The organism is Paenibacillus sp. cl123 (assembly GCF_900101595.1).
In the GTDB taxonomy this organism is placed as follows: Bacteria; Bacillota; Bacilli; order Paenibacillales; family NBRC-103111; genus Paenibacillus_G.
Map to the genome: position 1 here is coordinate 57,549 of NZ_FMYY01000014.1, position 20,334 is coordinate 77,882.

A 20,334-nucleotide genomic window follows, 5' to 3' on the forward strand; every position below is an offset into this window, starting at 1 on the left:
CTCGCTCGTCTCTACTATAAGCGAATTTTGACTTCTTTATAAGAAGGATACGGCAGCACGCTAGGAACTTGAATGAGGATGATTCGCGAATCTGCCTGTTCCTTGGACTGAATATGTAAGGTTTGTGTCCTTTCCGCTTCGCAGACTACGAATTCGCCGGCGCATACTTGACGCGTATTGATCTCAAATTGCCAAGTGGACTCACCTTCTACGGCAAGTCCCGCAACGGAATATCCTTCGGGGATCATATGCTCGGCAGACTCCCCCGCGGGAAGCATAAGATCCCACATCTGCGCGTCAGCCACCATTCGAACAGGAGAGCCTGAACCAATAATTGTTTTGATTGTTACGTTATTGCGTATTTGAACAGGAAAATCCCGATCTTCATAATCCGCATAGGTTGGTTCCGCATAGTTCGTTTCACCCATAAAGGGCTCGAACCAGATTTGAAATCCGGAAGTTTTTTCTCCGTACTTTTCGGCATGCTGAACTCCACTGCCTGTTTGCATGAGCTGCAGTCCACCTGCTTGGATCGATCGCTCATTCCCCAGCGTATCCCAATGATGCACGGAGCCCGCTAGCAGATAGGACAAGATCTCAAATCCGCGATGCGGGTGCAAAGGAAGTTTCGCCTCTTCCGTTGTGCGAAACCACGCCCAGTAAAACAATGTTCCAATACGATCAACGGCTGACCCTTCCCCGGGAAACCCAATCGGTTTTTGCTCTGTAATCTTGCCTTCATCGAATTTTCCTGAAGCTTGTTGATCAACGGAATAAATCCGGATTGTCACCACAATCATCCTTTCCCGCGAAAAGTTTATCCATTATTTCCAAACACGACTCACTGTAACGCTCTGACGGCGAGTCGTTCCAGCTCCTCCTTTACGATTTGCATGAGCAATCGTGCGGATGCCCCAGCCTGGCTGCTCCCTTGGAGTCGCAGAAAGCCAACCGGTAGTAGAGATGCATCCCAGCTTACGTCGATTTTCTGTATGTCCGGCGGTAATGGAGTAGAATCTAACACGACGCCAACGGCCGTCGTCTGTTGGACAAAGTAAGGAATCGCAGAGATTTGGTTTACCGAATGCAATAAAGGGGCAGCTTCATATCTCGATAAATGCTTGGCTAACTGCAAGTAGTATAGACACGAGCGTCCTCCTGCTATAAGGGAGTAGGCGAGTATATTTTTAAAGGGCACGCCTTCCCTTTCGATTAACGGATGGTTCTCATCTGCCACAAATACAATCCGTTCTTCATAAAGCGGCTCGAAATAAAAAGCATTCGGATCGAGCGGTTCTCCGCATATTGCGAATTCCAGCTCATGCTGGCGTAGAGCTCGAGACAGGGCTTCCGTACTCCCCACACTAATCTGACAATCCATCCTCGGTTTACTCTGATGAAATCTGCGAACGGAGTCAGGAAGTACGGATTGAATCAATGGTTCAATAACCCCTATACGCAGACTGCCTATCTCGTCTCTCTCCAAAGCCCTGGCCATTTCGGCTACGTCGTTCCAATGCCGGAGGAGCTTGTCCACCTCGGTCGCAAATATTCGTCCGGCATTCGTTAATTCCGCATCCCACCCTCTCTTGAAGAGCTGTATTCCGATTTCCTTTTCCAACCGTTGAATCTGATTCGTAATCGTAGACTGAGCATAGTTTAATTTTTCAGCTGCCCGAGAGAATGTGCCTTCCTGAAGGATCGTTTGAAACGCGGTGAGCTCCTTTAAGTCCATTTCCTCCCCCCTCTTAATCGATGATTTTGATGAAGACTATTGTTTTATTCCATTATATAAATGAAACAGCTCCGTATACAATAAATATATCTTCAGAAAGGGGAGCCCAACATGCCATTCATAAGAGTTAGCTACTTAAAGTCGCACTATGAGTCCGCCCAATTGGAACGAGTCAGTCATACGCTTATGAGCGCTTTAATTCAACATTTCGAAGTACCGGCGGACGATCTGTTTCAGGTTTTTCATTCGCATCATCCAGATGAGTTCTATTACAGCAGCCATTACTTGGGCGTCGAACGAAGCGACGGATTGCTTTTTATTCAGATTACGCTCAAATCAGGAAGAACGACTGAACAGAAGACAAGCTTATATAGTACATTAGCCGAACAGTTATCCAGAACGGTTCCGATGAGAAAAGAAGACGTGTTCATCGTACTCGTCGATACGGAATACGAGGACTGGTCGTTCGGAAACGGAATGGCTCAAATGCTGAATCAATAGTTCTAGGGAGGTCATAGGATGCAGCGCGAAATCAAATCCCATGCACGTGAATCCTTCGGGGATTTTGCTCCGACATTCGTCAGATACTCGGAAGAGGTTTTATTCGGGGAGTCCTGGAGACGGGAAGAGCTGCTTCTACGGGATCGCAGCTTCATAACGGTTGCAGCGCTGGTTGCGGGAGGGATGACAGAGCAACTCCCCTATCACTTGAAATTAGCTGTTCAGAATGGATTGAAGCAAGCGGAGCTGGTGGAGGGGATTACTCACTTGGCTTTTTATGTAGGCTGGCCTCGCGCCGCTTCCGCACTTCAAGTGGCGAAGAAGGTATTTATGGAAGCTGCCCAATAGACCACATGGGAAGGGATAACTACCCCCTACGGCGAAGGCATCCGGTTGGGATGCCTTCCGAATTCGCATCACTTGTGCACCTAACGTCACTCGGGCTGGTTGACCGGAGCAAGCTGTTTCTCCAAGAGCAGCTCCGCGGCCCTCCGGAAATACTGCGGATCGAAATTCGACCTGTCCAAGTAGCTTTTCATAACAAATCCTTCGTACAACATCCGCAGCTGCGCAGTCAATTCTTCGGGCTGACGTGCCCCCCCCTCCCTAGTAAGCACTAGGACCCGGGACCAGAAGCTCCTCTGAATGTCCAGCAATTTGATATGGGCCGGGTGATCCCGATCCGGGAATTCTACCGCCGCATTCAAGAACGGGCATCCCCGATATTCCGGCGTCCCCATCTGTTCGGTCACATCCCGGATAAGCGTGTCAAGCTGCTCCTTAGGGGAGTTCGGATACAGCTTCCTCAGCCTTTCCAGTTTTTCTACTTTTAGCTCATCCCTAGCTTCGAGATAAGCGACCACCAGATCATCTTTCGTCGCGAAACTTCGATAGAAGCTTGCTTTGGCAACGCCGGATTGCTTGATAATCCGATCGATGCCAACCGCTCGTATTCCCTCCAAGTAAAACAATTCGGAGGCGACCTGCAGTATACGATCTCTAGCCGTTTCTTTTTTCATCTTCGATCCCCGTCTCTATAGGAGGTATGGAAAAAAGCGTATTGACACGAGACAGATCTGTCTGTATCATTTCTCTCATAAAGAGACAGACCTGTCTCTCCCATTATAGGAATACTTCTCGCCTGCTGTCAATCGAGTGAGCGAGTAGCGAGAGAGGAGAATTTTCTATGCCCCATACACTTTCGGACGCTTCCGCCCAGCCGGTGCAGACTCGCGAATCCATCTCCGAAGGGGACGGACGAGGATCGCGTCTGATGCTGCCGGCTCTGCTTTTGCCCGTATTTATGGCTGTGGCGAATGTGTTCATCGTGAACGTAGCCACTCCTTCCATCCAGAAAGGACTTGGGGCCAGCTTCACCGATGTACAATTCATCCTTACCGGGTATACGCTTACGTTCGCCGTTCTGCTGATTATGGGTGCCCGACTGGGCGATCGGTTTGGACGCCGGCGGATGCTGTTCGTCGGGGTAGCCTTATTCACCGTCGCTTCTCTGTTATGCGGCTTATCTGCCCATGTCGGTATGCTCATCGCGTTCCGTGTTTTGCAAGGCGTCGGAGCCGCTCTGTTTATGCCGCAGGTTTTATCCCTCATTCAAGCCAATTATGCCCCGGAACGTCGAGGTGCGGTGTTCGGCATGTATGGAGCGACCCAGGGAATCGCAGCGACGGCCGGGCAGATCATCGGCGGACTGCTTCTCCGCATGAATGTGTGGGATCTGGAATGGAGAACGGTGTTCCTGATCAGCGTCCTGCTCGGGGCTCTGATCTTGGCCTTAATCCCATTTATTCCGGAATCCGGCTCGCCGGATCGCGCCGGACTGGATTGGATCGGAGCCGCACTGGCCGCTACCGGCTTGCTGATGCTCGTCTATCCGCTTGTACAGGGACAGCGTGAAGGATGGCCTGCCGGGCTCGTCGTCAGTTTGCTCTTGTCGGCTCCTGTGCTAGCTTTGTTCACCTGGTACGAACGGCGACTGCTGCGCCGCGGCCGGCTCCCATTTATGAATGTCGATCTCTTTAGACATAAGGTGTTCACGTTCGGCATTCTCGTCGTGCTGCTGTTGATGTCGTCACAGGGCGCCTTCTTCCTTGTAGCCGCCTACATGTTACAGCTTGGGCTTCATTTCTCGCCTCTGCAAGCAGGTCTTGTCATCATGCCGATGGGTCTGGGCTATTTCCTTGCATCGTTGTTCTCTTCCCGCGTCACTGCGAAGCTCGGAGCCCATGTGCTGACCGTCGGCTCCATCTTGACGACAGCAGGTTACCTGCTCCTTGGCTGGGCGGTCCGAACAACCGGGGGTTCTTCCGATATTGGCGTGTGGCTCCCGGCTCTAACTGCACTCGGTATCGGTCAAGGCCTGGTCGCCGCGCCACTGACGAATATCGTTCTGGCGAAAATCCGCACAGCCGACATCGGCTCCGCATCCGGCGTTATGACAACCAGCATTCAGATTGCTTCTACGATCGGAATCGCCCTGATCGGCATCGTTTGGCTTAACGCTCTGGAAGCCCATACCGGCTCGGTATCCGCCTTTCCCGACGCTTTTACCATCTGCCTATATGTGCTGGCTGCCGCGTCTGCGCTCATCCTGCCGCTGGCATGGATACTGGCCGGGCGAAACGCAGCTAGTCGATCGTAAAAGAAATGAGGCATACGATCGGTAACTTGAGGGTGGAGCATTGTCAAACCGGCATGTTTTAACCGGGGTTACATAGGCGGCTATGAAATGAAAAAAGCTGACGCCGATAAAGTTCCGGCGTCAGCCTTAGCCCCTAGACACGAACCGATTGCCTTCCTGCCAAAAACGATAAGGATAACCCTTCGCTTCTCCCGTATTGTCAATGCCTATTCTTGGCCCAACCGCTACTGAACTCACCTGCCTGCCCGCGGCAATAAAAAGTGGTCGTTCAAATAAATTTGCACCGTAGAATTCCATGCCAATCCCAAGAGCCTTGGTCAATTTACCCGGTCCGTTCGTCAGCTCTTGCTCCTTCTTTACGCTTCCACGGCGCTTGTACATCCATTCTATTCCATCGCAGGGCTCAAGCGCCCGAATCAGAACGCTTTCCGGATCACCTATCCGCCCACCCACCACGTTCAAGAGACAGTGAGTATGTATCAAATGCGTGTAAGCTCGTCCTGCAGGTCCGAACATCACCTCTGTCCTCCGCGTCCTGCGGTTATTGAAGCTGTGTGCCGCCCGATCAAACGGACCTAAGTAGGCTTCCGTCTCCACAATCCAACCTGAGACTATTCCCTCTTCGGTTTCATTTACTAGGAGCATCCCGAGGAGAGACCGCGCCAGGTCCAGGGTTGGCTGCTCGAAAAAAGATTCCTTCAAAGGCTGCTGCAATCCGCCCACACCTTTCTATATGGCTGTTTAGTCTTCAGCTACTATATTTTCTTTTTTCATGAAGCTTCACTCCTTTTTAAACAAATTAATGAAAAGCTAACAAGGCTGAAGAAGACCGCTATCGCTCGTGTTTGGCCGATAGCTTGTTTAAAAAGCCGTATATCCGCCATCCACCAGAGCCCCCTAGAATAAGAACGCTATCTCGCCAGCTCCTCCGCTTCTAATAAATCTTCTTCAGCATCTCTATCGTTTCATCCAGGGTAAGGTCAAAGGATTTGTAATAGGAGACGTCGCGAATCATTTGCTCCAAAATCATTTCGTTGCGTATTTGCAGCTTCTGATCGGGCGTTAGCTCGGCTACAAAGCAGCCCTTGCCCGTCATGGTATGGATCAACCCGGATCTCTCTAGTTCTTCCCAAGCCTTCTTCACGGTAATGACGCTGATGCCAAGCTCCTGGGCAGCTTGCCTAATCGGCGGCAGACAATATCCGCTGTCCAACCTGCCCCCCAGAATCTGGGCGCTGATTTGCTCAAAAAGCTGCTGATAAATCGGTTTCTCTGAGGTGTTCGAGATCGCGATATTCATCAGATTTCGACTTGGAGGAATCGTTTGAACGCAATCCGGTAAGCAAGGACAGACGTTACCGAAAAAATCACGATTCCTGCGATTAGAATTGAGGTTTGAAGTAACAAATTGTGCGCATCCCTGCTATAAAAAATGTCAGACACGACTGGGCTCTGGATGCCAATCCATTGGGCGATTCCTGCAAACAGCATCGCGACCGTAATGGAGACGAACAGCGCCTTGCCGAATTTGTACGCAGTCTTGTAGAACATGGGGATAAAGATAAGGTTAAAGATCGCAAACATGACAAGGCACAGCCCCCAGAAACCTATACTCGGAGGGAAGAAATAGTACTTTAGATTCGGGTATAAGAGTATCGTGAATATACCGAAGATCGCGGCAACTATAAGATGCAGAAGCTCCAGCAGGACGATAACGGATACTCTTGCTTTCACCATATCCCGTTTGGTGACAGGCATCATCGACGTAAACATGAGATCGTTTTGTGCTCTAAATTGGTTGCACATGTTCGGAATCGTGATCCAGCAGAAGTACAGCAGGACAATAAAATATATCCAGCCGGGAATAAGCATTAAAGCACCGGTCAAGAAAGGCATTACGAGAAAGATAGGATGCACGCCCAATTTTAAATCCTTCATCAGCAAGTTATACATACTGCTCCTCCTTTTTCGCGAAATAAATCATGATCTCCTCAAGGCTTGGCGCCGTCGCCTTCATGGCATAGGAAGCATCGAAATCGCTGGCATGAATCAACCCCGTAAATCCGAACGAATTGGTTTTGTAGGAAATCAACCGGTCCTTCACTTGATCCAGTTGGTTTACAGCACCGTTTAGAATGAGATAGGACTCTTTGAACGCTTCCTTATCACAGCTGCGAATGATTTTACCATTTTCTATAAAGGTTATATAATCTGCGCATTTCTCCAAGTCAGAAGTAATATGTGTCGAGAACAGAATGCTGATCTCGCCCCCAACGACGAGCCCTTGGAAAATATCCAGCAGTTCGTCCCTGGCTACCGGATCAAGTCCACTAGTCGGTTCGTCGAGAATGAGAAGCTTGGCCCCATGGGATAAGGCAAGCGCGAGGTTGTACTTCACCCTCATGCCCATCGACATTTCAGCGATCTTTTTATTTTCATCCAACTTGAATTTTCGCAGGTAATTGCGGTATGTCTCCTCGTCCCAATGGGCATAAAACCTCTTGATCACGTTGGTCAGCGTCTTCACTTTGCTTCGGGTGTAGAAATCTACGGTGCCCATGGCATATCCGATCTCCTGCTTCAAGTGGAGTTCGTGTTCGATCATATTCTTTCCCAGAATATGAACCTCACCGCTATCCAGGCGGGTCATATTCAAAATAGATTTGATCGTTGTTGTCTTGCCTGCGCCGTTAGCGCCGATAAAACCCATGATGTAGCCTTTCTCCAGCTGGAAGGACACATTCTTGAGTTGGAAATTGGGGAAGTTCTTACTTATGTTTCGAACGTCTAACGCAAGCATATCATCCGTACCTCCTCCATAAAATTGTGTATATCGTATATGCACAATGTATCACCAAGGAGCTTCCCCTGTCAATAACCCCCTATTTGGCTTTTAGAGGAAATACAAAGAGGCTGCCCGCGCAGCCCCCTTTAATAACTTGCGGTTTAACCGTCTTCGACATTCAGGCTCTTTGGGAAACCTTATAGAATACGTCCCCATGCATATGTTGGATCCTGTCCCAGAGAGCGGGATTGGTCGTGTCTGGGGAGCGATTCTCCAGAATGGCCTGGTACAGAGCCGTCTTCTCTTCCAAATGGGCAACATGCAGCTTGGCTTCTTCGAGATTAGCGAGAGCAGCTTCTTTATGCTCCATCATGAGTGTGTAACGTTGCGGAATGGTCGAATCCCCATCGAGACATAGATCGATATACCTTTTAATAACATCAATCGGCATCCCGGATTGCTTGAGACATTTGATGCCATGCAGCCAGTTGATCGATTCTCCATCGAATAATCGAATATTATGCTCATTGCGCTGTACGCTTGGCACCAGACCTTTATCCGTGTAAAAGCGCACGGCGTGCTCGGTGAGTCCCGTAATCTGAGCGGCTTCTTTGACCGTATACATGTGAAAGCCTCCTTGAAATTAAAAAATAACAGCCTCTTGCCTTCGTGTAACACGAAGGTATTAAGCTTATTGTAATGCAGCTGAGCCGTAATCGGAATTCCCGCTCCAGTCCCAAATTTCCGGAATACGTGCCGGTTAGTGTTATCCATCTGAATAATAGGAGGAATCACAATGCAAACTGTAACGTTGAACAACGGTGTGAAAATGCCGATCTTAGGTTTCGGGGTTTACCAGATTCCCGATGCGGAAGAGTGCGAGAACGCGGTGTACGAGGCGCTGTCGGCCGGTTACCGCTTGATCGACACCGCCGCCGGTTACCTTAACGAGGAAGCGGTCGGACGCGCGATCAAGCGCAGCGGCGTGCCGCGTGAGGAGCTGTTCATCACGACCAAGATTTGGGTTCAGGATGCCGGTTACGAGAGTGCCAAGCTTGCGTTTGCAAAATCGATGAATAAGCTGCAGCTCAATTATCTCGATCTGTACCTGATTCACCAGCCATTCGGGGATTATTTCGGCACTTGGCGCGCGATGGAAGAGCTGTATCGTGAAGGTAAAATCAAGGCCATCGGGGTCAGCAATTTCATGCCGGATCGTCTGATGGACCTTATTGTGCATAACGAAGTTGTGCCCGCTGTCAACCAGATTGAAACACATCCGTTCTACCAGCAGACAGAGAGCGCTGCTTTCTTGAAAGAGCAGGGCGTTCAACACCAGTCATGGGCGCCGTTCGCTGAAGGACGAAACAATTTGTTCGGCAACGAAGTGCTGGCCTCGATCGCGGAAAAACACAACAAATCCGTCGCTCAGGTCGTATTGCGCTGGCTTGTTCAGCGAGATATTGTGGTCATTCCCAAATCGGTACGTAAAGAGCGAATCGTCGAAAATTTCGACATTTTCGATTTTGCGTTGAGCGCGGACGATATGGAATACATTTCCGCACTCGATACCCGGGATAGTCTATTCTTATCGTACCGAGATCCGGGAGTGGCCAAGATGATGGGCAACTGGAGAGTCGAACTGTAAGTGAAGGCTAAAATATCTGGGGCTGCCGCGGCACCAAGCCAACTCGGGCTTGCGAACGCTGCAGCCCGGTTATTGGCCTAACCGCGTTTTTGTTAAAGTGTCGGCACTTCCCCTTAACCGCTCTTCCAAAATCAAGCGCAGCTCATCAGGAATCCGTTCAAACTCGACCCCTTTCCCCAAAAACAAAAGCCAATCCGCGTAATACTCCAGCGTCTCAACATCGGTCACATCCAATTGAGCATTGAAAATCCCACTCGACTGGAACATTCCCGTAAAGGACAAAATAATCCCCGGCGGGTGCAGGCGCTTAAAGCGCAGAATCCCAGTCGTATCTAGCTTTACAATCAGATTGGACTCACGTGCGCCAAGCCGTTTTTGGCTTAAAATCTCCTGCTCGGACCGCCTCATCTTCTGCTTAGAAATGGCCGAATCCCGCAGCATCTCAACAGGCAAATAACGAAATTCATCATTATCAAGATCATAAACCTCGACCAGCCAGCGAGCGTTTGAGTTAAAAATATGAATCACAAAAACATCCATTAACTGCGGCCAACCGGGATTCGGCTCATACGTCAAGCGCAAGTGCTTATCCCGCGCGGCAAGCGAAATCAACTGATTCAACTCCGCCGGCGCTGCATCATCGAGTTCCAAGAGATTCGGATTAGCAGGATTTGTATTTTCAAATAGCAAAATATTATTCAGCTCGATCAGTTCGTCATGCTGGGTTTGCGAAGCGATGCCGATGAGTTTTTCAGTGATGGAGCGGCGATTTTGCAAATAAGGCAGCTGCGAATTTTTCGAGGCGATAAAGCTGATAAATATCGCTTTCAGCTCTTCTGGCGTGAAGCGGACGGCGGACAAATACTGATTTTGCAGGACATTGTAGCCGCCCCCGCGCCCAAGCTCGGTCGTCAGCGGAAAACCCATCGCCTGAATTTCGTTAATGTCGCGGATCGCCGTCGCGCGAGAAATCTTGAACTCCCGCTGAATCTCTGCAATCGTAAAATGCGCGCGATTATTGATGAATCGCATGATCAGGTTCACTCGTTCTGTCTTTTTCATGCTTTTATTGTATCAGAAATGCAGCACCCGTACTGATTTGGATTTGTTTTTGCCAAACTTTTTGATCATCGATAAAAGGTATCGTTTTTTGATACATTTAGAGAATAGTATCAATCTTGTAAAAACAAAACCGCTAAGGAGAGATCAATATGTCTAACTACGCTATCCAAAACATTTCAGAAAACTACAAAATGACTGCTTTCGGTGTTTTACTTGAAGACTACAACGACTGGGCAGGCAATGCAGCCAAAACTGCGGCGAAAAAAGCGGAAATCACTGAAAACGGCAAGCTTGCCGAACTTCTCGCGCTCGCTGATGGGCAAGAACATCAAATTAACTACGTCATCGACGGCAAGGCTTGGCGCGGCTTCGGGGTGATGGGTGCATACGACGTAGAAGGCGCAGTCGTCCTTGACTTCCTCGCTGGGGACTACCTCGTAGTGCCTGGCACAGGCGCTGACAAAGACCGCCTTGCTGATGAAATAACGGGCAAAGTTTTCGGCGGCCTGCTGCAAGAAATCACAGACTACAAATATGTGGGTCCCGGAAACTCCACATTCGTCAAAGCAGCCGAAGACGGTACATTTTATGGCGAAATGTGGCTTCGTGTAAAAAAAGCAGCAGGCTAATCTCAGTTAAAGGAGCACGCCCATGGCAAATTACACAGTTGAACATAAGCAATCATTTACATTGACCGCCTATGGTTTTTCAATCCGATCCAATTTCCAAGACGCGCCGGCTTTGCAGAAGGAAAAAGCAGAGTTCTGGGGAGGACTCAAGGCCGACGGGCGTTATGACAAGCTCAAAGCGGCCGCAAAAGACGATCTCGAATGGTCAGTCAATGAGGTGTATCAAGGCAGACCGTGGAATTATTTCGCGGTGGAAGCTAGCAAATCGGTGGTTGACGCAACACGCATCATCGAGTTTCCAGAGAGCGAGTATATCGTGCTCGCAGGAACCGGCGACAAGGAGACTTTGTTTGATCAGTTGACTTATCGTGCTTTTAGCGAAGTCTTGTCACGAGTGACTGACTATGCATATATCGGCGGTCCCAATGCGACTTATCGCAAAGAAAACGGTGACGGCACTTTCTACGGCGAATTTTGGGTTCCTGTGGTTAGAAAATAGCAGGCATAATAACTAAACGGGGTTTTCCTAATAAAAGGAAAACCCCGTTTGGTGGACTACCTGTTATACAAGTTATAAATGATAACCGCTGTTTCAGCCCTTGTTGCGGCAGCCTTCGGATTTACTGAATTGCCGCTGCCTTTTATAATGCCAGCTTTAGTCAAAGCTGCAGCATCATTTACTGCGTAACCGCTTATTTCTGCCGAATCCGAATAGCCTTCCAGTTCCGATTCGGAAGCGCTCGCCAAGGGTCTTCCAGCCTTATTCATAGCTCTTGCTGCAAGAACCATCATGTCTTCCCTTGATATCTTGGCTTCTGGATTGAAGTTATTGTTACCAACCCCATCTGTAATTCCAAGAGCTTTAGCTGTTGCCAGAGCTTCAGCATAATAGGCGCTTGAGCTTACATCTGCAAAGCTGCCTTGTGTTTTGGCGGATAACCCAAGAGCCTTAACAAGCATGAGGATGAAGTCTGCCCGCTTAACATCGGCAGATGGATCGAAGGTTGTTTCGGAAGTTCCGTTAATAACACCCTTGGATGCCAAAACTTCGATTGCTCTACTTGCCCATGAATGTCCGCCAATGTCTCCAAAACTCTTCTTCACATATGCCGCTGCATAATGGCCGAAGTGTGTTGTTTTAAAGATGACCTTACCCGTTCTGGCATCATATTTGCCTGTTGGTACCACCGCTGCCTTTCCTGCTTCATCCATGTACCATACGACGATATGTTCCGGATCGGCAAGTTCGGCTGCTGTTGGCTTATACGGTATTTCCACGGTAACAGGCGCTTCAGGATTGCTCCATGATATCCTGCTGCCGTTTATACTTACATGGAGTTCTACTGCCGGTCTCGTACCTATTTGTGACTTTACTGCCGTATCAATCACTATGTTTGTATTTGCTTTTGCTAAAATGAGACTTATACTTTTCGCCCCTCTTGCATCTAATGGTGTGAGCATGTTTCCAGGCACGGATACCTTACCGAGCTCCGTTGCTATTTCGATCTTCTTTGATGCATTCTCTGACATCAGAGCTGGTACCGTGAAGATCGCTTCATAGGCGCTGGCTCCCTCAGCCTTCGGTACATGGATTGTTGCTGTATCCGATGTTTTGAGAGCTTGGATCAATGCATCCGCATCAATGGTAGTTGAAGCTACGCCTGCATCATTCACTACAGGTGCAGATGCCTGAATGGTGCCCGGAGCCTTTTCTATCGGCTTTGTTGGCGGTGGGGTTACCGGCGGTATGGTTCCCGGTGTTCCGGATGAACCCCCTTCGCTCGGATCGCTTTCACCATTACTTTGTCCGCTTCTTCTAACGGTTACAACACATGCTGCTGTCTTACCGCCGTCCTCGGTTGTTACGGTAATTATCGCGGTTCCTGCTGCCACAGCGGTTACTTTACCACTACTGTCGACTGTTGCAACACCGGGATTACTGCTTGACCATGTAACATTTTTGTTTATTGCGCTGGATGGGGTTATGGTTGCTGTCAGCTGTCCGCTACTTGTTACCGTCAGGTCCATTGTGTTCTTGTCAAGTGTTACTCCATTGACTTTCTTCGCTGCTTCCGCCAGTTCCTCATACTGTCTTTCTGCAGCTGCCAGTTCTTCATAGTTATCCACTAATGCTTTCTGATCATCAGACAGTTCATGATAAGCTTGTCGTGCAGCATCGATATCTCCCTTGCTTTCCAAGGTAACCATGCCGATTGCATGAATCAATGCCTTTACGGTTTCCACTTCTGCATCCACAACTCTTATTTCCTGTTCATACGTAAGCTGCGGATTAGCAACACTGATCGCTCTTACAACCACGGTTCCGACGCTAATTGCTTTGATTAAACCTTCGTTCGTTACGAGAAGTACACGTTCATCGCTGGAAGTCCAGCGAATGTTCTTTATGGATGCATTATCGGGCGTAACTGAAGCATCGAACTGAGCCGTTGTCCCTTTCTCGATGATGGCTACACCCCCTCGCACCTCGAGGTTAGAAACGGGTATGGGAGCACCGAAATAATCGGTTACCGTTACTTCACTACGGGCATATACAGCATCAGAAACCGTAGAATAAGCCTTGATGATCGCCGATCCTGTTGTTAGGCCCGTAACAACGCCTTTATTGGATACCGTTGCTATTTCAGGGTTTAAGCTGACAAATGCAACACTTCCCTCATTTATATAGGGTGGATCTGTAAGAATAGCGGCTGTTTTCTTATGGTTTCGTAAAACCGTAAATTTTTCAGAAGCAAACTGAATGGAATTAACCGTGGTTTGCGCCAAGCTTCCAACGACCTCAAATTCATATAAAGAATAGCCATACGTGGTGCCGCGCTTAATACCTTGCATACGCACGTATCTTCCCTGTATCGGCTCATCAAGAACATACTTCTTCCATCCGGCAGCGCCGCTTTTTTCATAAACTACATTCGTTATCGAATCGCTGTCATTGTACACCTGAATATTATACTCTTTACCGTAAGCTGCTTCCCAAAGCAAATTAATCTGATAAATATGGCTTTGAGCGCCTAAGTCAATGGTATACCACTGGTTGTCTGATCTCGCAGACGCCCAACGCGTGGCTGCATCTCCATCTATAGCAGCTTTAGGATCGCTGTTAGTGGTGTCATTGCCACTTGTTGTTGCGGTTTTTCCTAGCGCAAGATTTTGAAGCACAGCTCCATCTTGTCCGCTTTGCGCCTTAAACGAGAGAACACGGAACTCATAAAGTGAATAGGCGGCAGGTGCTTGTGTCCCGCTTAATCTAACATACCGGTATTTTTGCACTTCATCCCATGCAATCCAGACATTACCGCCTTTGCCGTTCGTCTCCGTATAAAGATTCACCCAGTCATTTCCATTCAGAGAGCCCTGAACCATATACTTGGTTGCATACTGCTGCCAGTTAAGCTCAATTGCTCCAAACCCTTTAGGCGATCCCAAATCGACCTGAAGCCATTGAACATTTCCTGCACTGGACTCCCAACGGGAAAGATAATCACCATCTGTTGCTTTATTTGCAGGATAAGTACCACTCGCAGAACTTGCCGAAGTAGTTGCGTTAAGTGCAAGGTTTTCTGAAGTACGGACATTAACAGCTGCACTTACATCTTCCTTCGTTCCAAAAACGGTAGCTGTTAGAACCGCTGTTCCAAATGCTGCAGCCTGCAGTGCCCCTGTTGAAGAATTCACTGCAGCAATGTCCTTATCGGAAATCGTATAGGTGATTTCACCGGTCGCATTCATCGGCGCCAATTTGACGACCGGAGCTAAATTATACTTCATAACCGCTTCAAGCTGCTTATCCCTAAAGCGGATCTTTTGTATGGGAGCAATTTCATGGACATACGATAGGGACAGGTCGGCGATGGCAATTGAATCGGCTTCACCGCTTATTGTCAGCAATAGGTAGTTCGTACCATTCTCTAACTCCGGAATGCTGTAAACCACTTTATTGTAGCTCCCATAATCACGAGCGGCAATCTCTTGAGTGGAAGCAACAGGCTTATAGCTTTCCCCGTCTTTGGAGGACATCATCGAAACGGCGCCGCCATTTGCTTTGGCGATAAAAGCAGTAAGATTGGCACTTCGTATATGGGTATAGCTATACAGGATCGTTGCATGTTCAGAGCCGTTTTTTATGAGAATATCCTTATCGCCGCCGAATTTAACACCGTCTCCCTTCATATAGGCGGCATCGCCTTTTACCTCATAGGTTCTGGAATCATCCAGCATCGTATCCATTACAAAACGGTCGGAAGTCCAGGCATAGTTGATGACCAGTTTCGAAAGCTGCGGCGCCCAAATCTTAGTATTATTGGAAACGGAAATCTTGATAAATCTTATGGAACGATCCAAATCCGCTGAGTTGGTGTAAACAACCTTACTCCACTTGTCTTTAACTACGGTTCCGTTTTTGGCTGCCGGAATGGGAATCCAGTTCTCATTATCCGTAGATCCATAGAATTGAAGGATGGTATTATCCCCTGCATTAGCCAAACCATAGTCATAGGTCGTCAATTCAAAGTCTTGGGGGGTTGGCGTATAGTAGGTGACATATTCCTCTCGTCTTGGATTCGTTTTATCCGCGTCATTTCTCTTAAAACGAGTAGAATCTCCCTCATAATAAGTATTCGCATTGGAAGCGTCGAATGCCCATCCACCGGAATAACTGACCGTCTTGGAGAAATCCTCGAATTCTTCGATCAAAGTACGTGTGCTGCCAATATGATAGGATCTTTCAGGCGACAGGCTGCCTTCCCCTGAATCATTCATTGCTTTAACCGCAAAATAATAAGTCGTATTGGCATTCAATCCTTTGATCTCCGCTGTATTTCCGGAAGTAACGAGCGATTCCGTATACCGTCCACTTTCCGTACCGTAAACCAGCTTATACCCTGTTGCTCGCGAAGCTTTTGCAAATTCAAGACTCAATGTGACATCGCTTAATGCCATAGTTGTAATGGATGTTTCTCCTGGCGCCTCAAGGGGCTGGAAGGCAAACTCGGCTTCGATCGGATTCCCAAAAGAATGATCGACATCCACCTCAAACCTAATGGACGGAGAAGTTTGAATCACTTTAACCCGGCTGTCTTTAGAAATAACCCCCGCGGCTGCCCGATTGATATCCACGGTAATTGTGCCCGAATTTCTCTTTGTCGTATCGGAAAGCGCGAAGCTAAGTTGATGATCATCTTCTTTTATCATTATAGAAGCAGCTTTATCGACAGAAAGATAATCTTTGACACCCATTGCATCCATGGATTGATCGCCATCCTGCCAGAAGTTCACGCCAAGCGTATGGAGCGTTTTCTCATATACAGCGTGTACATCATTATCCTGGCGGATGATTTCAATATCGCTGGAGTCTGCGTAGTTTTCAACCTGCTCTGCGGTCATTCCAGGCATTAGAACGTATGCATAGCTTTCATTCACCGGCTTGGAGCCATGATCGATCCACACCGTAAGGTAATCGGCTGCCTGCACTGTTTCATCAACATTATAAGAGCCCAAATCCGTCCATTTTCCATGACGGGTTTCACGGACTGCGCCGATCTTGGTTTCTTTCGGAAAATAAACGCCCATATTGGAGCCCTTAACGTTTCCTTCTATCAGCGCCCACCTGGCATTATCGACATTGCCGCTCCAGCCCAGCTCGTTCGACTGTTTTTCTCCATTGATAATTAGAGCATTATTATTTGTAATATAATGGTTGTCAATCGTGGTTTCAACCTTGTTGTTATGGGTTGAAGTAATGCCTGATCCTAACGCTACAACCTCGTTATCAAACATAAACCACGATTTTTTTGCGCTCACTTTTGTGCTGCCGGATGAAATCTCCAGGCCGGCAGTGCTGTAAGAACCATGAAGAGTGGTGCTTCCTCCAAAGGAGTTTGTATTTTTATGACCGCCAACCGTGATGCCGTTAACGGCCGTTACACCAGCAAGCCGATACCAGTCAACGGTTGGTTTTTGATAGGTATACTGTCCAATATCGGGTGTATAAACATAAGTCTGGCCAAGACCCGTATACCAACCTTTTGTATTACTATCCCCCTGCTCAAAGGTTGTGATATCCTTGCTGTACATAGAAAGACCAAAAGAGAACTTGTCTGTCGTATGAACCGTTCTTGCGCCTTTACCAAAGGTATAGCTTTTTCCCACATTTGAAACCGGCTTGATGGAATCATCCTTAAGGATTTCCAAGGTTTTGGAAAGATTATATACGGGGAACATATACCATGCAACACCGGCGCCCTCATTTAAAGTACGTATGGCATTTTCATTATTCATCCATTCTTTAATCATTCCTTTAAATCTCTTGCCCGCTTCCTCGGATACCGATTCGGAGAACAGCAGCACATCGAGGCTAATGGTAATGCCAGCGTACGCATCAGTCGTATCTTTCCGGGTGATTTCACGTCCTCTTACCATATCCATGAAGACGCCTTTATACATAAAAGGCACATAACTTTTTTCCACGATGGTACTCATATTATCTCTTTCGGGGCCGGTAATTTTCCATGGAGAGTCGTCCAGCATATAAATAAAGTGACTCACATCGGAAAATGCTTCTTTACCATAGCCGCCATTATAAACAACATTTCCGTGCTGCATAAAAGTACCGTCTTCATAATAGCCATCGCCGCTTGTCACATATCCCATAAAGGAAGGAACATCCTTTTTAACATAGGCAAGGATGGAGCTATCTTTAAGAAGAATGCCCGAATACATGCGGACACGATCTCTCCACAGAGCATTCGCACCAACATACATATAGGAGTCTCCCCCGATTTTGGTCGCTCCCCGATAAGCAGTTGATGTATAAGCCTGGACCTGTTCTGCTGTCAGATAATCATACATCAGCAGAACGGTCTCGCTAAAATAAATCGGTCCCCCGATTTCCCAAGTAAACCAATTCCCATAGGAATTCGTTTCTACTCCGATCTTAAAATGATTTTTATAAATATAATCCATTCCACGGAGTATCTCATTTTTCAATCTTTCATTCTGATAAAGCTCGCAGCCTTTCGTCTGAAACGCTACTGCCATAAACTTGAGGCTTCGGATCGTGAACTGGGTATTATTTGAATCGTTATAGGCAGAACCGCGATTGCCAAGCATATATTCCTTCCAAAGGTAATCATTCTCGCCCCAATCCGGTGTAGGATTAGGATTGATCCTGTCCAGAAGATCCTGGGCTACATGATTTATCGCCTGAAGCAGCCCTTGCATATTCGGGTCCTTGGGATCGTAATCGCCGCCCATAGCCAAGTACCGCCATTTTTCCCGCAGCTTATCAAATTCATCGACGGTTTCCCCTTGTGCGGAAACAGTCATACCGTTCAGAACCATGGTCAGCAGCATTACAAACGCTAAAGCCATACACAATAGTCGTTTTTGCTTCATAACGACTCTCCTTCATAACATATTTTCAAGTGAAAATAAATTAGTTTACCCTTCAACCGGATTGTCGTATTTAGTCCTGGACCTTTGCCGCTGCCGGCGTTATCCTTTGATCGATCCCGCGAGCAACCCGCGTATGAAGAACCTTCCCAAGAAAATATATACGGCGAGGGTAGGCAGCGCGGCCAACAGCGCTCCCGCCATCTGCACGTTCCATTGCACAATCTGGCTTCCGGACAGATTCTGCAGCGCGACCATGATCGGCTGCTGTTTCTGCGAAGTGAGCGATACGGCGAACAAGAATTCGTTCCATACGCTCGTAAACTGCCAGATGCCGACGACGACAAATCCGGAGACCGACAGCGGGAAAATTACCCTTCTGTAAATCCCCAGGAAGCCGTTGCCGTCGATTTGCGCCGCCTCCAGCAATTCGTTCGGAATGCCGGCGTAGAAATTGCGGAACATCAGGGTGCTTATAGGCAGACCATATACGACGTGAACGAAGATGAGGCCGGGGATCGAGTTGTAGAGCTGAACCTGCTGCAAAAATTGAATCAGCGGTATGAGAATGCTCTGGTACGGGATGAACATCCCGAAAAGCATCAACGCAAACAACGTGTCGGAGCCCCGGAATTTCCATTTGGACAGCACATAACCGTTCATGGAGCCCAGCAGCGAAGACAGCAGCGTCGCGGGGACGGCCAAATAGAAGCTGTTGGTCAAGTTCGGAATCAGCTTGTCGTAAGCTTCGTTATAGCCTGAGAAATTCAGACGGGAGGGAAGCTTCCACATCTGGTCCAGCGTAATTTCATCCACGCTCTTGAAGCTCGTGACGAGCATGACATAGATCGGGACGAGGAAGGCGGCTGCGAGCACAACGAGCGTGAAGTACAGGACAAGCCGTTTCGAGCGCGGCATCGCCATTTTACGCCTTCTCCTTTCGGAACGCGGAAATCAAATAGGGCACGATGACGAGAGATACGAGCAGCAGCATGACCATCGCGATACCCGCGCCTTGGGCGTAATGGTTCCCGCGGAAAGTCGTCTCGAACATATACATGCCGGGCACGTCCGTCACGAACATGGCGCCGGGACCCGTCATCGCGTAGATTAAATCGAATATTTTCAACGAGACATGCGCCAGAATGATGATCAGGCTCATAGTGATCGGCTTCAGCTGCGGAAGGATGACTTTGCGGAAGATTTGACGCTCGGCTGCGCCGTCAACGCGTGCCGCTTCACGCAGATCTTCGGGAATGGCCCGTAGTCCGGCCAGGTACATCGCCATGGCGAAACCCGTCATTTGCCATACGGCGGCCAACACGACGGCGATAATCGCCATCGGAAGGCCGAAATCGATCTGCCCCGTATGAACCTTCGGGATGATCTGGGTGCTGACGAACCAATCGGGCACATGCGTAAAGCCGATTTCCTTCAGAATCAGATTCACTCCGGTTTTGGGCGATAGGATCCATTGCCAGACGACTCCGGTAACGATGAAGGACAATGCCATCGGAAAGATGAATACATTGCGGAAGAAAATCTCCCCGCGGACTTTCGTATCGACAATCCGGGCCAGGAACAGGCCGACCATCATGGATAAGCCGATGAACAACACGGTAAAGAAGAGCGTATTGCGCAAATCGGACTGAAACCGAAAATCATTAAAAAGAAAGCGGTAATTGTCGAAGCCGATCCAATTGGACGATTTCACGAGCGTATTCCAATCCGTAAAGGATACATAACCGGTCCAAGCGATGAAGCCGTAAACGAATATCCCGATGACCACAAAAGACGGCAGGATCATCAGAATCGGCGCCATCCGGGCGAATGTCAGGCTGCGGCGTCTTGGAGCCGTTACGAAACCTGTATCTGTCATAAGCGATCACTCCCAATAAGGAGGGCCAG

Annotated in this window: 18 protein-coding genes; 6 read left to right on the forward strand and 12 right to left on the reverse strand. The window is 48.4% G+C overall.

Annotation, left to right across the window (positions count from 1 at the left end; translation table 11 throughout):
- Window positions 1–14 precede the first annotated feature (14 nt).
- Together BLR08_RS19990 and BLR08_RS19995 are read right to left on the reverse strand one after the other, a co-directional pair.
- Window positions 15–791 carry a pirin family protein gene (locus BLR08_RS19990; RefSeq protein WP_072334225.1) on the reverse strand — a complete coding sequence of 259 codons (777 nt, stop codon included), beginning with the start codon at window positions 789–791 and terminating at the stop codon, window positions 15–17.
- Between the two features lie 50 nt (window positions 792–841).
- Window positions 842–1,735, reverse strand: a complete 894-nt coding sequence (locus BLR08_RS19995; protein ID WP_072334221.1) for a LysR family transcriptional regulator — start codon at window positions 1,733–1,735, stop codon at window positions 842–844.
- A 111-nt stretch (window positions 1,736–1,846) separates the two neighbouring features.
- Here BLR08_RS19995 and BLR08_RS20000 point away from each other — a divergent pair, with 111 nt between their 5' ends.
- On the forward strand, window positions 1,847–2,236 hold the full coding sequence (locus tag BLR08_RS20000) for a tautomerase family protein (RefSeq protein ID WP_072334218.1): 390 nt from the start codon (window positions 1,847–1,849) through the stop codon (window positions 2,234–2,236).
- Window positions 2,237–2,254: 18 nt separating this feature from the next.
- Window positions 2,255–2,584 carry a carboxymuconolactone decarboxylase family protein gene (locus BLR08_RS20005; RefSeq protein WP_072334215.1) on the forward strand — a complete coding sequence of 110 codons (330 nt, stop codon included), beginning with the start codon at window positions 2,255–2,257 and terminating at the stop codon, window positions 2,582–2,584.
- A gap of 86 nt (window positions 2,585–2,670) precedes the next feature.
- Here BLR08_RS20005 and BLR08_RS20010 read toward each other — a convergent pair whose 3' ends face one another.
- A complete protein-coding gene (locus BLR08_RS20010; protein WP_072334212.1) occupies window positions 2,671–3,255 on the reverse strand; it encodes a TetR/AcrR family transcriptional regulator in 585 nt (194 codons plus the stop codon).
- 167 nt (window positions 3,256–3,422) lie between these two features.
- On the opposite strand from BLR08_RS20010, the gene BLR08_RS20015 reads away from it, so the two are divergent.
- Window positions 3,423–4,895, forward strand: a complete 1,473-nt coding sequence (locus BLR08_RS20015; protein ID WP_083537374.1) for an MFS transporter — start codon at window positions 3,423–3,425, stop codon at window positions 4,893–4,895.
- Between the two features lie 126 nt (window positions 4,896–5,021).
- On the opposite strand, the gene BLR08_RS20020 is transcribed toward BLR08_RS20015, so the two are convergent.
- The 5 genes from BLR08_RS20020 to BLR08_RS20040 form a co-directional block, all read right to left on the reverse strand.
- Window positions 5,022–5,609: a DNA-3-methyladenine glycosylase gene (locus tag BLR08_RS20020; protein ID WP_072334209.1), complete on the reverse strand. Its 588-nt coding sequence runs from the start codon at window positions 5,607–5,609 to the stop codon at window positions 5,022–5,024.
- A 220-nt stretch (window positions 5,610–5,829) separates the two neighbouring features.
- The gene (locus tag BLR08_RS20025; RefSeq protein WP_072334206.1) at window positions 5,830–6,195 is read right to left on the reverse strand and encodes a GntR family transcriptional regulator; all 366 of its coding nucleotides are present in this window, start codon (window positions 6,193–6,195) and stop codon (window positions 5,830–5,832) included.
- A complete protein-coding gene (locus BLR08_RS20030) occupies window positions 6,195–6,848 on the reverse strand; it encodes an ABC-2 transporter permease (RefSeq protein ID WP_072334203.1) in 654 nt (217 codons plus the stop codon). The genes BLR08_RS20025 and BLR08_RS20030 overlap by 1 nt, the downstream gene beginning before the upstream one ends.
- Window positions 6,841–7,695 (reverse strand): ABC transporter ATP-binding protein, encoded by an 855-nt coding sequence (locus BLR08_RS20035; protein WP_072334198.1) that lies wholly within the window; start codon window positions 7,693–7,695, stop codon window positions 6,841–6,843. Before BLR08_RS20035 ends, BLR08_RS20030 begins: the two co-directional genes overlap by 8 nt.
- A 163-nt stretch (window positions 7,696–7,858) precedes the next feature.
- Complete coding sequence (locus BLR08_RS20040) at window positions 7,859–8,305, reverse strand: MerR family transcriptional regulator (protein ID WP_072334195.1); 447 nt, start codon at window positions 8,303–8,305, stop codon at window positions 7,859–7,861.
- Between the two features lie 171 nt (window positions 8,306–8,476).
- On the opposite strand from BLR08_RS20040, the gene BLR08_RS20045 reads away from it, so the two are divergent.
- Window positions 8,477–9,328 (forward strand): aldo/keto reductase, encoded by an 852-nt coding sequence (locus tag BLR08_RS20045; protein WP_072334191.1) that lies wholly within the window; start codon window positions 8,477–8,479, stop codon window positions 9,326–9,328.
- Between the two features lie 69 nt (window positions 9,329–9,397).
- Here the strand turns inward: BLR08_RS20045 and BLR08_RS20050 are convergent, their stop codons facing one another.
- Complete coding sequence (locus BLR08_RS20050) at window positions 9,398–10,372, reverse strand: helix-turn-helix transcriptional regulator (RefSeq protein ID WP_256257726.1); 975 nt, start codon at window positions 10,370–10,372, stop codon at window positions 9,398–9,400.
- 167 nt (window positions 10,373–10,539) lie between these two features.
- Between BLR08_RS20050 and BLR08_RS20055 the strand changes: the two genes are divergently transcribed.
- Complete coding sequence (locus tag BLR08_RS20055; RefSeq protein WP_072334185.1) at window positions 10,540–11,019, forward strand: hypothetical protein; 480 nt, start codon at window positions 10,540–10,542, stop codon at window positions 11,017–11,019.
- A 22-nt stretch (window positions 11,020–11,041) separates the two neighbouring features.
- Window positions 11,042–11,518: a GyrI-like domain-containing protein gene (locus tag BLR08_RS20060; RefSeq protein ID WP_072334182.1), complete on the forward strand. Its 477-nt coding sequence runs from the start codon at window positions 11,042–11,044 to the stop codon at window positions 11,516–11,518.
- A 56-nt stretch (window positions 11,519–11,574) separates the two neighbouring features.
- On the opposite strand, the gene BLR08_RS20065 is transcribed toward BLR08_RS20060, so the two are convergent.
- From BLR08_RS20065 to BLR08_RS20075, 3 genes are all read right to left on the reverse strand, one after another.
- Window positions 11,575–18,429, reverse strand: a complete 6,855-nt coding sequence (locus BLR08_RS20065; protein WP_072334176.1) for a polysaccharide lyase family 8 super-sandwich domain-containing protein — start codon at window positions 18,427–18,429, stop codon at window positions 11,575–11,577.
- A gap of 99 nt (window positions 18,430–18,528) precedes the next feature.
- Window positions 18,529–19,344, reverse strand: a complete 816-nt coding sequence (locus BLR08_RS20070; protein WP_371117550.1) for a carbohydrate ABC transporter permease — start codon at window positions 19,342–19,344, stop codon at window positions 18,529–18,531.
- 7 nt (window positions 19,345–19,351) lie between these two features.
- The gene (locus BLR08_RS20075; RefSeq protein WP_072334170.1) at window positions 19,352–20,305 is read right to left on the reverse strand and encodes a carbohydrate ABC transporter permease; all 954 of its coding nucleotides are present in this window, start codon (window positions 20,303–20,305) and stop codon (window positions 19,352–19,354) included.
- Window positions 20,306–20,334: the final 29 nt, after the last annotated feature.